We start from the raw sequence: 14,385 nt of genomic DNA on the forward strand, positions 1-14,385 counted from the left end.
CTTTTTGATGAACGAGGACAAGGCGTCCGCCTATGGCGACGAGCGCCTGCCGCGCTATACGAGCTATCCCACCGCCCCGCATTTCTCCGATGCCGTGACATCGGACGTCTATGCGCGCTGGCTGGGCGAATTGTCGCCGGATCTGTCGGCCTCGCTCTATCTGCACGTGCCGTTCTGCCGGCAGATGTGCTGGTATTGCGGCTGCAACACCACCGTAATGCGCTCGGATGCGCCGATCTCGGCCTATGTCGCCGAGCTCTGCCGCGAGATCGACACGGTGGCCGGCTGCGTGCCGCATCCGCTCAAGGTCGGCCACGTGCATTTCGGCGGCGGCACGCCGACGATCGTCGCCCCGCACGAGTTCCTGGCGCTGATGGCGCTGCTGCGCCGGCGCTTCGATCTCGGCCCCGATGCGGAAATCGCCGTCGAGATCGATCCGCGGCGCCTCGAGCGGCCGATGGCGCAGGCCCTCGGCGAGGGCGGCGTCAACCGCGCCAGCCTCGGCGTGCAGAGCTTCGATCCCGTGGTCCAGCAGGCCATCAACCGCGTGCAGAGCTATGCCGTCACGGCCGCCGCGGTCGAGATGCTGCACGAGGCGGGCATTACGGCCGTCAATTTCGACCTGATCTACGGCCTGCCGCACCAGTCCGTCCAATCCTGCCGCGAGACGGCGCGCCAGTGCCTGGCCTTGCGGCCGGCGCGGCTCTCCGTCTTCGGCTATGCGCATGTGCCCGCCTTCAAGCCGCACCAGCGGCTCATCGACGAGGCGGCGCTGCCGGACGGTGCCGAGCGGCGGCTGCAGGCGGAGGCAATCGCCGAGGTGCTCTCAACCGGCGGCTACCGCCGCATCGGCTTCGACCATTATGCCCTGCCGGACGACGAGCTTTCCATCGCCGAGCGGGAAGGGCGTCTGCACCGCAATTTCCAGGGCTATACGAGCGACGCCTGCGACGTGCTCGTCGGCTTCGGCGCCTCCGCCATCGGCCGCCTGCCCCAGGGCTATGTGCAGAACGAGCCGCTGCCGCGCCGCTATTCCAAGCTGATCGGGGAGGGGGCCTCGCCACCGTCAAAGGCTACGCCCTGACGGCCGACGACCGGCTGCGGGCCGACATCATCGAGCGTCTCATGTGCGACCTCGTGGTCGACGTGGGCGAGATCTGTGCCCGGCACGGCACGGATCCGGCGCCGCTCATGAACGCGCCGCGGCTGGGCGACGTCGTCCGCGACGGCCTCGCCCGCATCGAGGGCCACGTCGTGCGCGTGCCCGACGAGGCCCGTTTCCTCGTGCGCAACATCGCCGCCGCCTTCGACGCCTATCTCGGCCAGGGCGGCCGCACCCACAGCCGCGCGGTGTGAGGCGCAGGACGATCCCCCACACACGCGTTCCCCGGACGCGTTGATCGAAGCGCCGTGCGGGTTGGCCCCGGCTCAGCACCGCATCATTTCATGCTGCGGTGCGTCCCGGGCACGAGGGTGTGCTGTGGTGGAAGGCGACCCTTCGGCCAGACCATGCGCGGCCCACGCCGCACAACCTCGGTTCCCGGACGCATGCAGCGACGGCGGAATGCGATCCGGGAACCAGCGCGACAACTTGCCGAACGCACCAAAACTGATGGCCCGGCACCGTGCGCTGCCAGCGGTCTGAAAAGTCACAAAAAAATCGTCCGAAAGGGTCTGCCACCTTTCGGACGATCAAGGGTCGGCCCGGCAGGACCGAGAGGGACCGGAGGTCAGCCGTTGAGGCGGGCGAGGGCGGCCTTGTCGCGCAGCACGATGGTGCGGCGGCTGGCCGGTACGTCGATGACGCCCTTGCGCTCCAGCTCGGTCAGCGAGCGCGACACGGTCTCGATGGTGAGGCCCAGGTGGTCGGCGATGTCGAGCCGCGACATGGGGAGCTCGACGGCATCGGCGCCGGCGAGCCGCTCGGCCATGTCGACGAGGAAGGTCGCGATCTTCTCGATGGCGGACTTGCGGCCGAGCAGCAGCATATGGCGCTGGGCCCGCTCGAGCGCATGCATCATCGCGCCGAGCACCTCGCGCGAGAAGGTCTCGTCGAAGAGGAGGTCGTCCAGATCGCGCCGGCGGTAGGCGATGACGGTGGCGGCGCTGGCCGCCTCGGCGCTGAAGCGGTGCTCGGCGCCGGCCTCGACGCCGAAGACGTCGCCCGGGAAGTGGAAGGCGTCGATCTGCCGCCGGCCGTCACTGAGGAGCTTCGACGTGCGCACGACCCCCTGGGTGACCCGGTAGAAGGACACGGCCGGATCGCCCTCGGCGAACAGCTCCTCGTCCTTGTCGAGGGTCCGCACGGAGCCGACGCCGGCCGGGCGCCGGCCCTGCGCGACCGCGGCGCGGGACAGGACGGCTGCATCGAAGTGCCTGGCGGCCGGGGCGTTCATCACGATCTGCATCTGCACCTCCTCGAGGGCACCCAAATGATTTGTTGCATGATGGGTAGCCCGGACGCGGCATGCGGAAAATTCCGCTCGATACCTAAGGGAAACCCCTGATGACCGCCTGTCGCAGCCCAATGGCACGCGCAGGCCGGCGCCACGCCGGCGCCGGCCTCGGGGAAGGAATGAAGGAGGATCAGGGCGCGTCGGCGAGGGCCGTGCGGATGCCGTCGAGCAGCTGGCTGTCTTCGAGCGGCTTCTCCAGCACCTGGCGGAAGCCGTGGCGCTCCGCCTGGCGGCGCAGGTCGTCGTTGACCTTGCCGGAGATGAGGATGGCGGGCAGGCCGATGTGGCGCAGGCGCAGGGCGTCGATGAGTTCGAGGCCGCTCATCCCCGGCATCGAATAATCGACCACGATGCAGCCGTGCGGCGGAAGCGCCTTCTCCGCCAGAAGCTGCGGGGCGCTTTCGTAGAGGCGCACATCGAGCCCTTCGAGCTCCAGCGCGAACTTGAGCGAGGCGCGGACCGCCGCATCGTCATCGACGATGAGGACAGGCCCCCCAACCAGCGACATCAACACGTCCCGTATGGTCTTGGCGATTGGGAGCACCCTACGCCGTCGACGCGAGCAACGGCTTGATGTGCCTCAAGACCGGGCCATGCTCCAATTACGGAAATCTACCTACTCGCCGCCTCGCCGGCGGCGCTGCTCACGCTTCCCGGCGCTCGCCGGCGCCCTCGCCGACGAGGACCATGCGCACGAGTTGGGACAGGCTCGCCGCCTGCATCTTGGCCATCACGTTGGCGCGATAGATCTCGACCGTGCGCGGGCTGATGCCGAGCTCGAAGGCGATGACCTTGTTGGCCTTGCCGTCGACGAGTCCCGCGAGCACCTGCCGCTCGCGCTCGCTGAGCGCCGAGAGGCGCTCGTTGAGCGCGCTGGCCTCCGCCACGCGGCGCGCCTCCTCGGCATTGCGGTCGAGCGCGGTGCGGACCGCGGCGAGGAACAGGTCGTCGTCGAACGGCTTCTCGAGGAAGTCGACGGCACCCGCCTTCATGGCGGATATCGCGAGCGGCACGTCCGCGTGACCGGTCATGACGATGACCGGCAGGGTGCTGCCGCGGCGCCTGAGCTCCTGCAGGAAGGCGATGCCGTCGAGCCCGGGCATGCGCACGTCGGTGACGATGCAGCCCGCCGGCGCCTGAACGGCGCTCGCGAGGAAGGCGGTCGCCGATTCGTGCAGGCGCACCGGCAGGCCGTCCGAGGCGAGCAGGAAGGACAGCGACTGGCGCACGGCGAGATCGTCGTCGACGACGTGGACCACCGCCTCAGGTGCCATGGGTGATTTCCTCCTCTCCGGCCGTCCGCAACGTGAAATGGAAGGTGGTGCCGGCGCCCGCCTCGGTCTCGGCCCAGATGCGGCCCCCATGGGCCGCGACGATCGTGCGGCAGATCGACAGGCCGACGCCCATCCCGTGCTGCTTGGTCGTCACGAAGGGCTCGAAGAGGCGGTTGCGCACCTCCTCCGACAGGCCCGTGCCCGTGTCGGACACCGCGATCTCGACGAGGTGCTCGTCGGGCAGCGCGCGGGTCGTGACCGAAAGCTCGCGCACGGGGGCATCCTGCATCGCCTCGATGGCGTTGCGGATGAGATTGAGCAGGATCTGCTGGATCTGGATGCGGTCGGCGAAGACCTCGGGGGCCTCCGGGTCGAGGCCGAAGGTCACGCGCACGCCCTTTTCCCGGGCGCCGACGAGGGCGAGGGCGCTCGCCTCCTCGATGAGCTTGGGCAGGCTCTCCAGCCGGTGCTCGCTCTCGCCGCGGGCGACGAACTCGCGCAGGTGGCGGATGATCTGCCCCGCCCTCAGCGCCTGCTCGGCGGCCTCGTTCACGCCGTCGCGCAGAAGCGCGATGCGCTCGCCCTCCAGCTGCCCGAGCAGGCGGTGGCAGCCCTTGAGATAGTTGGTGATGGCGGTGAGCGGCTGGTTGATCTCGTGCGCCAGCGTCGAGGCCATCTCGCCGAGGGCCGTGTAGCGGGACATGTGGACGAGCTCGGCCTGCAGCTCCTGCAGCCGTGTCTCGGTCTTCTGCCGTTCGGTCAGGTCCCGGATGAAGCCCGTGAAATAGCGCGCCCCGCCCGACACCATCTCGCCCACGGCGAGCTCCATCGGGAAGGTCGAGCCGTCGCTGCGCTGGCCGACGACGACGCGGCCGATGCCGATGATGCGCCGCTCGCCGGTGGTCAGGTAGCGCTCGAGATAGCCGTCGTGCCGCTCGCGGTAGGGCGAGGGCATCAGCAAGCTGACGTTGCGGCCGATGACGTTGGCCGCCGACAGGCCGAAGAGGCGCTCCGCCGCGACGCTGAAGGACTGCATCAGGCCCTGCTCGTCGATGACGATCATCGCGTCGGGCACGGTATCGAGGATCGAGCGCAGATGGGCTTCGCGCGCCTTGAGCGTCTGCTCGGCCATGGCGCTGGCGGAAACGTCGCGGATGACGAGGGCGAAGCCCATCGGCGCGCCCTTGTCGCCGAGCGGCGTCAGGCTGGCCTGCGCGGCGAAGGTGCCGCCGTCCTTGCGCTGCATGGGCCGGCGCAGTTCATGCCGGCCTTCGGCGGCCGCGGCGGCGAGCGCCTGTGCGGACAGGCCGGCGGCCACCTCGTCGGGGGGAAGCAGTTTCGCCCAGTTCTCGTCGAGCAGCTCGTCCTCGCGCCAGCCGGTGATGGCGCGAGCGCCGGCGTTCACCGTCGTGATCACGCCTTCGGGGTCGAGCACGAAGAGCGCGATATCGGCGACGGCGTCGATCAAGAGTTCGGCGCGCTGGCCGCGCGAGGCGGCGAGCACCGGTTGGGCGCTGGCGTCGGTCAAGCGATCCCCCGGATGATCGGTCACGCCGATTGTATAACGCCCTGCGGTGCCGGGGGCCACCGTCCCGCGTGCGTGGCAGCCTTGCGGCGGCGCGTCGCACGCGTGGCGCGGGTCAGAGCCTGACCGACTGGCCGGACGCGAGCGATTTCACCGCCGCATCCGCCAGCCTGAGCGCGGCAAGGCCGTCCTCGCCCGTCGGCACCGCGATGTCCTCGCCGGCCGCCAGCCGGCAGAACGCCGCGAGCTCGAGCCGATAGGCCTCCGCATAGCGCTGCATGAAGAAGTCGAGCAGCGGGTCGCTGGTGAAGCCGGACGCATTGGCGCGCGTCAGCGTCGTCGCCGTCTCGTTGCCCGCCTGGATCATGCCCTTCTCGCCATGCACCTCGAGGCGCTGGTCATAGCCGTAGGTCGCCCGGCGCGAATTGGTGATGACGGCGATGCGCCCGCTCGCCGTCTTCAGCGTCGCGGTCGCCGTGTCGACGTCGCCCGCCGCGCCGATCGCCGCGTCGACGAGGGCAGCACCCGTGGCGAAGACCTCCGTCACCTCCTCGCCGAGGAGGAAGCGCGCCATGTCGAAGTCGTGGATCATCATGTCGCGGAAGAGCCCGCCCGAGCGCTTGATGTAGTCGACCGGCGGCGGGGCGGGGTCGCGGCTCGTGATCTGCACGAGCTCGACCTTGCCCACCGCGCCGGCCTCGACCTCCGCCTTGAGGCGGGCGAAGCTCGGGTCGAAGCGGCGGTTGAAGCCGAGCATGAGCCTGGCGTTGTGCTCGCGCACCACGGCGAGGCAGGCCTCGGCGCGGGCGCTGGAGAGGTCGATCGGCTTCTCGCAGAAGATTGCCTTGCCCGCGCGCGCCGCCTCTTCCACCTGCGTCGCATGCAGGTCCGTCGGCGTCGCCACGATGACGGCGGCGATGTCCTTGTCCGCCATGATCTCCTCGACGCTGGCGCGCCGCGCCCCCGTCAGCGCCTGCGCCGCCGCGGCGGCCGCGTCGACGGGATCGAAGACGGCGGTGATGCGCGCGTCGGGGAGGGCGGTCACGGCCCGGGCGTGGGTGATGCCGATGCGGCCTGCGCCGAGCAGTCCGATATTGAGCATGGGTGTCGTCCTTGGGTCGGGGGCTTCTATCTTGGCGGCGCGCCGCCACACCAACGGCCCTGTTTCCCCACCGTCATGCCCGCGCTTGTCGCGGGCATCCACGCCCTGAAGCCTGAGCTATGTCAGAGGCGTGGATGGCCGGGACAAGCCCGGCCATGACGGTGGAGGCGAGGGCCGTTTGCATCACTTGTCGCGCTGGAAAATCCAGTCGTGGTCCGGGTGGTTTTGGAAACGCCATTTGCGGATCGGGCCCGCCATGACGTTGAGGTAGTACATCTCGTAGCCGTAGGGCGTGCCGCAGGGATGGTGGCCGCGCGGCACCAGCACCACGTCGCCGTCGCTCACCGCCATGGTCTCGTCGAGCGTGCCGTCCTCGGTGAAGACGCGCTGGATGCCGAAGCCCTGCGCCGGGTTGAGGCGGTGGTAATAGGTCTCTTCGAGATAGGTCATCTCGGGATAGCGGTCCTCGTCGTGCCGGTGCGGCGGGTAGCTCGACCAGTTGCCCTGCGGCGTGAACACCTCCGTCACCAGCAGGCTGTCGGCGACGTCGCTGTCCTCCATGGCGATGGGATGGATGTAGCGCGTGTTGGCGCCCTTGCCGCGCGTGATCTTCTCGATGCCGGTCAGCACGCGGGCCTCGTGGCCGCCCTTGCCGGGCGCCGTGCAGACGGCGAGCGTGCACGGCGTCGTCGCCCGCGCCGACCAGGTGGCGCCGTTCGGCGCATAGACGCAATGCGGCGGGGTGCCCTCGAAGACGTTCATGCGCTGGCCGAGCTCGCCGAAGCTCTTGTCGCCGACGCCGATCTCGGCTCTGCCCTCGACGAGCACCAGGATCACCTCGGTGTCGCCCGTCGGCTCCGCCGCCGTCTCGCCGGGCACGAGCCTGTAGAGGCCGAAGCCGACATAGCCCCATCCGGCGCTGGTCGGCGTGATGTCGTGCACCTTGCCCGTGGTGCCGGTGGGCTTGCGCAAGAGCTGGGTCATCTCATGTCCTCCGGCTCACTTGGTGTTCCTCGATGATCGGGGATAAGGCACGTCAGATCCCTCCCCGTGAGGGGAGGGTGGATCGGTCCGAAGGACCGAGACGGGTGGGGTTCGGCCTGGAGCAAGGCTCACGAGGTCCGCCGCGTCACCCCCTCCGTCACCGCTTCGCGGCGCCACCTCCCCCCGAGGGGGGAGGATCAGGCCGTACCAAACCCTTGGCCGCTTGTCCGTCGCCATCACGCCTTGTCCAGCCCCGCCTCGCGCGCCATGCCCTTCAGCGCCTTCAGCCCCATCGACTGGTATTCGAACGGGTTGCGCACGGCCGGGTCCTGCTCGGCCTCGATGACGAGCCATCCCTGATAGCCGTGCTCTGCGGCGATCCTGAGCACGGGCGGAAAGTCGACGCCGCCCTCCGGGTCGCCCGGAACGGTGAAGACGCCGCGGCGCACGCCCTCGAGGAAGGAGAGGCCCTCCTTCTCGACCTCGGCGCGGATGGCGGGCCGCACGTTCTTGGCGTGGATATGGGCGACGCGGCCCATGTATTTCTTCGCGACGCGCGTCGGGTCGCCGCCGCCGAACCAGCAATGGCCGGTGTCGAGCAGGAGATGCGTCGCCGGCCCCGTATGCGCCATCAGCGCGTCGATCTCCTCCTCCGCCTGCACCACGGTGCCCATGTGGTGGTGATAGACGAGGGTGATGCCCTCATCGGCGCAATATTGCGCGATCTGTTCCACCGCGGCGCCGAAGGCGGGCCAGTCACCGGCCGGCAGCACCGGCCGATCGCTCAACGCCACCGCGTCGTTGCCGTGGATGGCGTTCGACGTCTCGCAGACGATGCAGACCTTGCATCCCATGGCTTTCAGCAGGTCGAGATGCGGCCTGATCGCCTTCTTCTCCTCCTCCACCGAATGGGCGAGCAGGTTGAGCGAGTGCCAGCCGGAGACGAAGGAAAGCCCGTGCGGCGCGAGCGCGGCCTTCAGCGCCGCGGGCTCCGTCGGCATCTTGTGGCCCTTCTCGATACCGTCGAAGCCGATCTTGCCGGCTTCGCTCAGGCACTGCTCGAGGCTGATATTGGCGCCGAGGCTCTGGTCGTCGTCGTTGGACCAGGCGATGGGATTGGTGCCGTAGAGGATCATTGCGCTATCCGCGTGGGGGCTGGGTTGGCTGAAGGTGGTTGCGGCGATGCCCTCTCGGGCATCGGGTTGTCCGCTGGTTCCCGGCTCTCGCCTGCGCTTCGCGCATGCGGGCCGGGAAACGAGGGTGTGGTTTGAGAAGAACCTTGTTCCCCGGACGCATTGAGCGAAGCGGAATGCGAGCTGGGACCCAGCGCAAGAAGCAAGCCGAAGGCTCGCCGTCATGCCCGATCAGTCTCGATCCTGCTGCGCCCATCTCAGGCTCCGGGGAAAGGCCCGGCGTCAATCCGCCAGGCGCTGGTTCTTCAGGTTCTTTTCGTAGGCCGCGCGGGCGGCGTTGACCTCCGGCCGCACGGAGACCTCCGGTACCGCCACGTCCCACCAATGGCCGCCGGCCTCCGTCGCCGGCATCGGGTCCGTGTCGATGACGATGGCGCTCGGCCTGTCCGCCTTGCGGGCGCGGGCCATCGCCTCTTCCAGCTCGGCGATGTTCGCCACCTTCTGTGCATCAGCGCCCATGGAGGCGGCATGGGCGGCGAAGTCGATGGCGGAGGGCACGGCGTGGCGGGCCGTGTCGAGCAGGTTGTTGAAGCTCTCGCCGCCGGTGGCGCGCTGCAGCCGGTTGATGCAGCCGTAGCCGCGGTTGTCGAGCACGACGACGATGATCTTCTGGCCGAGCATCACCGCCGTGGCGAGCTCCGAATTCGCCATCATGTAGCTGCCGTCGCCGACCATGACGACGACCTCCCGGTCGGGCCGCGCCATCTTGACGCCGAGCCCGCCGGCGATCTCGTAGCCCATGCAGGAGAAGCCGTATTCGAGGTGGTAGCCGTTCGGCCGGCCTGCCTTCCACAGCTTGTGCAATTCGCCCGGCAGGCCGCCGGCGGCACAGACGAGGATGGCGTCGTCACCGAGGCTGCGCTGCACGGCGCCGATGACCTGCGCGTCCGAGGGCAGCGCGTTGTCGCCGGGGGCGGCGGTGGCGGCATCGACCGCCTTCAGCCACTCGGCCTTCAGCTGCGGCTCGGGCGCCGTCGCCTTGTGCCCGCCGAGCGCCGCGGAGAGCGCTTCGAGCGCCACTTTGGCGTCGGCGACGAGCGGGATCGCCCGGTGCTTGCCGGCGTCGTAGGGCGCGACGTTGACGGCAAGGATGCGCCGGTCGGGATTGCGGAACAGGGCCCAGCTGCCGGTGGTGAAGTCCTGCAGCCGGGTGCCCACGGCGATGACGAGGTCGGCATCCTCCGCAACGGCATTGGCCGCCGAGGAGCCGGTGACGCCGATCGAGCCGAGGTTGAGCGGATGATCCCACGGCAGGGACGACTTGCCCGCCTGCGTCTCGGCGACCGGGATCTGGTGCGTCTCGGCGAAGGTGGTGAGCGTCTCCGTGGCGAGCGAATAGAGCACGCCGCCGCCGGCGATGATCAGCGGCTTGCGCGCGCCGCGGATCGCCTCCGCCGCCTCGATGAGTTCGCGCGCATCCGGCTGTGGGCGGCGGATGTGCCAGATGCGCGGGGTAAAGAACGTCTCCGGCCAGTCATAGGCCTCGGCCTGCACGTCCTGGCAGAAGGCGAGCGTCACCGGGCCGCAGTCGACGGGGTCGGTCATGGTCGCCATGGCGCGGGGCAGAGCGGTGAGCAGCTGCTCCGGCCGGGCGATGCGGTCGAAATAGCGGCTGACCGGCTTGAAGCAGTCGTTGGCGCTCACCGTGCCGTCGCCGAAATCCTCCACCTGCTGCAGCACCGGGTCGGGCGCCCGGTTGGCGAAGACGTCGCCGGGCACCAGCAGCACCGGCAGGCGGTTGACATGGGCGAGCGCCGCGGCGGTGACGAGGTTGAGGGCGCCGGGGCCGATGGAGGTCGTCACCATCATCGCCCGCTGGCGGTTGAGCGCCTTGGCATAGGCGATGGCCGCATGCGCCATGGTCTGCTCGTTGTGGCCGCGCCACGTCGGCAGGGCGTCGCCCGCCCCGTGGAGGGCCTCGCCGATGCCGGCGACGTTGCCGTGGCCGAAGATGGCCCAGCAGCCGGCGATGAAGGGCTCGCCGTCGGCCGTCTTCTGGGCGGCGAGCCAGCGGACCATGGCCTGGGCGGCCGTGAGGCGGATGGTGCTCATGACGCTTGTCCCTCTTGCGTGCGGACGCGGTCCCAGATGTCGCAGAGCATGCGGTATTTTTCGGCCATCTCCGTGACGGCGTCCTCGTCGCCGGTCTCGCCGGCGAGCCAGCGCCGCGCCACGTCGCCGAAGATGGTGCGGCCGACGGCGAAGCCCTTCACGAGATCGAAGGCCGCCGCCATGCCGAGGCTCGCCGACAGCTCCTCGATGGGGGCATCGAGCCCGAGCACCACGATGCCGCGCGTATGCGGGTCGTTGCGCGAGACGGCCTCGACCGCGTTGCGCCACGCGGCCTCGCTGCGCAACGGCTCGAGCTTCCACCAGTCGGGGAAGACGCCGATCTCGTAGAAGCGCTCGATGACGCGGGCCGTGGTCGTGTCGTCCACCGGCCCCGCCTTCGAGGCGATGATCTCGAGCAGCAATTCGAGGTTGTTGCGACGCGCCGCCTCGGCGAGGCGCTTCACCGTCTCCTCCTGCCGCGCCTTGAGGCCGGCGTCGTCGTCCGGATGGTAGAAGCACAGCACCTTGACGACATGCTCCACCGGCCATTCGGTGAGCGCCGTGCCGTAGTCGAGCCCCAGCTCCGCCTCGAGTTCGAGCGGCCGCGACCCCGGCCGTTCCACGGGGCGGCCGATCCACAGGCCGGTGCCGGCGGCGGCATAGAGCGCATCGCGCCCGAGGCGGCCGTCGCACAGGATGCCGTAGCCCGCCTGGCCATCGGCGACGCGCTGCGCCGCCTTGAGGCACAGGGACTTGAAGGGGCCGATGCGCTCGCGCGGCACGCCCGCCTGGTCGGCCATGTCCTCGAGCTGCATGCGGTGATCGAAGGCGAAGACGCGCATGTGCGGCCACTTGCCCTTGCGCGTCGTCGCCCAGTGCACCTGTTCGAGCGCGCCGTCGTGGCGCAGCGCCGGGGTGACGATGCCGCGCTTGAGGAAGAACTGCAGCTCCTCCCAGCTCGGATAGGCCGGCGTGCAGCCGTGGCGCGACACGGCGAAGGCGCCGCAGGCATTGGCATAGGTGAGGCTCGTCACCCAGTCCTCGTCGCGGAGCCAGCCGCGCAGCAGCCCCGACATGAAGCCGTCGCCGGCGCCGAGCACGTTGAAGACCTCGATCGGAAAGCCGGGGCCTGAGATGCCGTCGTCGAGGCTGTCGGGAATGTCGCCCTCGAAGGCCGCGGCCCCCATCGGCCCGCGCTTGCACACGAGCGTGGCTTTCGAGACGGCGCGCACGGCGCGGAGCGCGGCGATCGTGTCCGTCGTACCGCCGGCGATGTGGAACTCCTCCTCCGTGCCGACGATGAGGTCGAAGAGGGAGAGGGTCGATTGCAGCTTCTTCGTCACCGCCTCTGAGGCGATGTAGCGGCTCTCGCCGGCGCCGTGGCCGGCAAGGCCCCAGAGATTGGGGCGGTAGTCGATGTCGAGCGCCGTCTTCGCCCCGTTGTCCCGGGCGAGCCGCACGGCCTTGAGCACGGCCGCCTCGGTGCGCGGATGCGACAGGTGCGTGCCGGTCGCCGTCACGCAGCGGGTGCGGGCGATATAGGCGGGGTCGATGTCCTCCTCGCTGAGCGCCATGTCGGCGCAGTTCTCGCGATAGAAGATGAGCGGGAACTGGTGCTGGTCGCGGATGCCGAGGATGACGAGGGCGGTGAGCCGCTCCGGGTCGGTCTTGACGCCCGTGACGTCGACGCCCTCGGCGATCAGCTGCTCGCGGATGAAGCGGCCCATGTGCTCGTCGCCGACGCGGGTGATGAGGCCGGATTTGAGGCCGAGCCGCGCCGTGCCTGCGGCCATGTTGGTGGGCGAGCCGCCGATATATTTGCGGAAGCTCGCCATGTCCTCCAGCCGCCCGCCGACCTGGGCGCCGTAGAGGTCGACCGACGAGCGGCCGATGGTGATGACGTCGAGCATCACACGGTCCCTCCGAGCGAGCTTTCCAGCACCGCGAGTTCTTGGCCGCCGGCCATCAGGTCCTGCAGCGCCTCGGCCGTGATCTCGCCGCGCACGGCCGTGCCCAGCGTCTTGCCGCGGTTGAGCACGGTGAAGCGGTCGCCGACGGCCATGGCATGGCGCACGTTGTGGGTGATGAAGACGATGCCGATGCCCGCCTTGCGCACCCGGTCGATGGTGGCGAGCACGTTGGCCGTCTGGCGCACGCCGAGCGCCGAGGTCGGCTCGTCGAGGATGAGCACCTTGGCGCCGAAATAGACCGCGCGGGCGATGGCGACCGTCTGGCGCTCGCCGCCCGACAGGGTGCCGACCGCCTGCTCCGGCTCGCGCAGGTTGATGCCCATGCGCGCCATCTCCCGCATCGTCACCTCGTTCGCCTTGGCGAAGTCGATGGTCTTGAACGGGCCGAAGCCCTTTTCCGGCTCGCGGCCCATCCAGAAATTGCGCGTCACGCTCATGAGCGGGATCATCGCCAGATCCTGATAGACCGTCGCGATGCCGGCCGCCATGGCGTCGCGCGGGCTGTCGAAGACGACCTCCTGGCCCTCCACCACCATGGTGCCGTGCGAGGGCTTGTGCACGCCCGACATGGTCTTGATGAAGGTGGACTTGCCGGCGCCGTTGTCGCCGAGCAGGCAATGGCACTCGCCGGAGCGCACGTCGAAGGAGACGCCGCCGAGCGCGATCACCGGGCCGAAGTGCTTCTCGATGTTGCGCATCTCGATGATGGGAGCGGACATCAGCGTTCTCCCGTGATGAGGCGGCGGATGTAGGTGTTCATGATGACCGCAAGGATCAGGATGGTGCCGAGGAAGACGCGGAACAGCGAGCTCTCGGCCCCGGCGAAAAACAGGCCCTGCTGCACGACGCCGAAGATGAGCGCCCCGAGCGCCGCCCCGATCACCGAGCCGTAGCCCCCGGTGAGCAGCGCCCCGCCGATGACGACGCAGATGATGGCCTCGAACTCCTTGAGGAGGCCGCGGTCGGCGGCGGCGGAGCCGAACTCCATCACCTGGCACATGGCGAAGACGGTGGCGCAGAAGGCGGTGAACATGAACATCAGCACCTTCACGCGGTTGACCGGCACGCCGACGTAGCGCGCGGCCTGCGCATCGCCGCCCGAGGCGAAGATCCAGTTGCCGAAGCGCGTCCTGGCGAGGAGCCAGTGGCCGAAGATGATGAGGCCGATCGCCCAGACGATGAGCATCGGCACGCCCTCGACCACCGGCTGGCCGGCGCGCGCGCCGCGCGTGAAGGTGGTGAGCAGGCCGATGTCGCCGAGCCACTGGAAGAAGCCCTTGAAGATGACACCGCCGAAGAGGGCGGCGATCCAGTCGCCCTCCGCCGCCTCGCGCACGCCGCCGATGATGGTCTGGCGCGTGGTCAGGATCGACAGCCAGATGGTGAGGCCGCGCAGGATGTAGAGGAAGGCGAGGGTGACGATGAAGCTCGGCAGCCCGGTGCGGATGACGAGCAGGCCGTTGATCGCGCCGAGCCCGATGCACACGGCGAAGGTGACGAGGATGGCGAGCCACGCCGGCAAGCCCCACTGCACGGTGAGGATGGCGGCGATGACGCCGGCAAAGCCGATCATGGAGCCGACGGAGAGGTCGAACTCGCCCGCGATCATGAGGAGGCAGGCGCCGACCGCGATGATGGCGAACTGCGCCGAGACGACGAGCCAGTTCTGGAAGCCGGCGGGCGCGAACATGCCGCTGTCGCCCGCGACCATCAGGAAGAAGGCAAAGACCAGGATGACCCCGCAGATCGCCCCGAGCTCCGGCCGGATCATGGCGCGGCGAAGCGAAGAGACGGGCATGAGCCGCTCGTCCGTCATGACGTTTCCCCGT

At 69.4% G+C, this 14,385-nt stretch carries 11 protein-coding genes and 1 pseudogene; 1 reads left to right on the forward strand and 11 read right to left on the reverse strand.

Annotation, left to right across the window (positions count from 1 at the left end):
• Positions 1–7 precede the first annotated feature (7 nt).
• Positions 8–1,356, forward strand: a pseudogene (gene hemN, locus AL346_RS13660) (oxygen-independent coproporphyrinogen III oxidase).
• A 374-nt stretch (positions 1,357–1,730) separates the two neighbouring features.
• Here the strand turns inward: hemN and AL346_RS13665 are convergent.
• The 11 genes from AL346_RS13665 to AL346_RS13715 all read right to left on the reverse strand — a co-directional run bounded on the left by AL346_RS13665 (position 1,731) and on the right by AL346_RS13715 (position 14,372).
• Complete coding sequence (locus tag AL346_RS13665) at positions 1,731–2,408, reverse strand: helix-turn-helix domain-containing protein (RefSeq protein WP_245258896.1); 678 nt, start codon at positions 2,406–2,408, stop codon at positions 1,731–1,733.
• A 178-nt stretch (positions 2,409–2,586) separates the two neighbouring features.
• Positions 2,587–2,964: a response regulator transcription factor gene (locus AL346_RS13670; RefSeq protein ID WP_019402424.1), complete on the reverse strand. Its 378-nt coding sequence runs from the start codon at positions 2,962–2,964 to the stop codon at positions 2,587–2,589.
• Positions 2,965–3,100: 136 nt separating this feature from the next.
• Positions 3,101–3,730, reverse strand: a complete 630-nt coding sequence (gene fixJ / locus AL346_RS13675) for a response regulator FixJ (protein ID WP_019402423.1) — start codon at positions 3,728–3,730, stop codon at positions 3,101–3,103.
• On the reverse strand, positions 3,720–5,258 hold the full coding sequence (locus AL346_RS13680) for a PAS domain S-box protein (protein ID WP_019402422.1): 1,539 nt from the start codon (positions 5,256–5,258) through the stop codon (positions 3,720–3,722). Before AL346_RS13680 ends, fixJ begins: the two co-directional genes overlap by 11 nt.
• 112 nt (positions 5,259–5,370) lie before the next feature.
• Complete coding sequence (iolG, locus tag AL346_RS13685) at positions 5,371–6,357, reverse strand: inositol 2-dehydrogenase (RefSeq protein WP_019402421.1); 987 nt, start codon at positions 6,355–6,357, stop codon at positions 5,371–5,373.
• A 183-nt stretch (positions 6,358–6,540) separates the two neighbouring features.
• Positions 6,541–7,341, reverse strand: coding sequence for a 5-deoxy-glucuronate isomerase (iolB, locus tag AL346_RS13690; RefSeq protein ID WP_019402420.1), 801 nt, complete (start codon positions 7,339–7,341; stop codon positions 6,541–6,543).
• Between the two features lie 236 nt (positions 7,342–7,577).
• A complete protein-coding gene (gene iolE / locus AL346_RS13695; RefSeq protein ID WP_019400452.1) occupies positions 7,578–8,477 on the reverse strand; it encodes a myo-inosose-2 dehydratase in 900 nt (299 codons plus the stop codon).
• A 279-nt stretch (positions 8,478–8,756) separates the two neighbouring features.
• On the reverse strand, positions 8,757–10,586 hold the full coding sequence (iolD, locus tag AL346_RS13700) for a 3D-(3,5/4)-trihydroxycyclohexane-1,2-dione acylhydrolase (decyclizing) (protein ID WP_019400451.1): 1,830 nt from the start codon (positions 10,584–10,586) through the stop codon (positions 8,757–8,759).
• The gene (gene iolC / locus AL346_RS13705; protein WP_019400450.1) at positions 10,583–12,496 is read right to left on the reverse strand and encodes a 5-dehydro-2-deoxygluconokinase; all 1,914 of its coding nucleotides are present in this window, start codon (positions 12,494–12,496) and stop codon (positions 10,583–10,585) included. The genes iolD and iolC overlap by 4 nt, the downstream gene beginning before the upstream one ends.
• Positions 12,496–13,275 (reverse strand): ATP-binding cassette domain-containing protein, encoded by a 780-nt coding sequence (locus tag AL346_RS13710; protein ID WP_019400449.1) that lies wholly within the window; start codon positions 13,273–13,275, stop codon positions 12,496–12,498. The genes iolC and AL346_RS13710 overlap by 1 nt, the downstream gene beginning before the upstream one ends.
• Positions 13,275–14,372, reverse strand: coding sequence for an ABC transporter permease (locus AL346_RS13715; RefSeq protein WP_019400448.1), 1,098 nt, complete (start codon positions 14,370–14,372; stop codon positions 13,275–13,277). Before AL346_RS13715 ends, AL346_RS13710 begins: the two co-directional genes overlap by 1 nt.
• Positions 14,373–14,385: the final 13 nt, after the last annotated feature.

This window comes from Chelatococcus sp. CO-6 (assembly GCF_001271345.1).
Lineage (GTDB): Bacteria > Pseudomonadota > Alphaproteobacteria > Rhizobiales > Beijerinckiaceae > Chelatococcus_A > Chelatococcus_A caeni.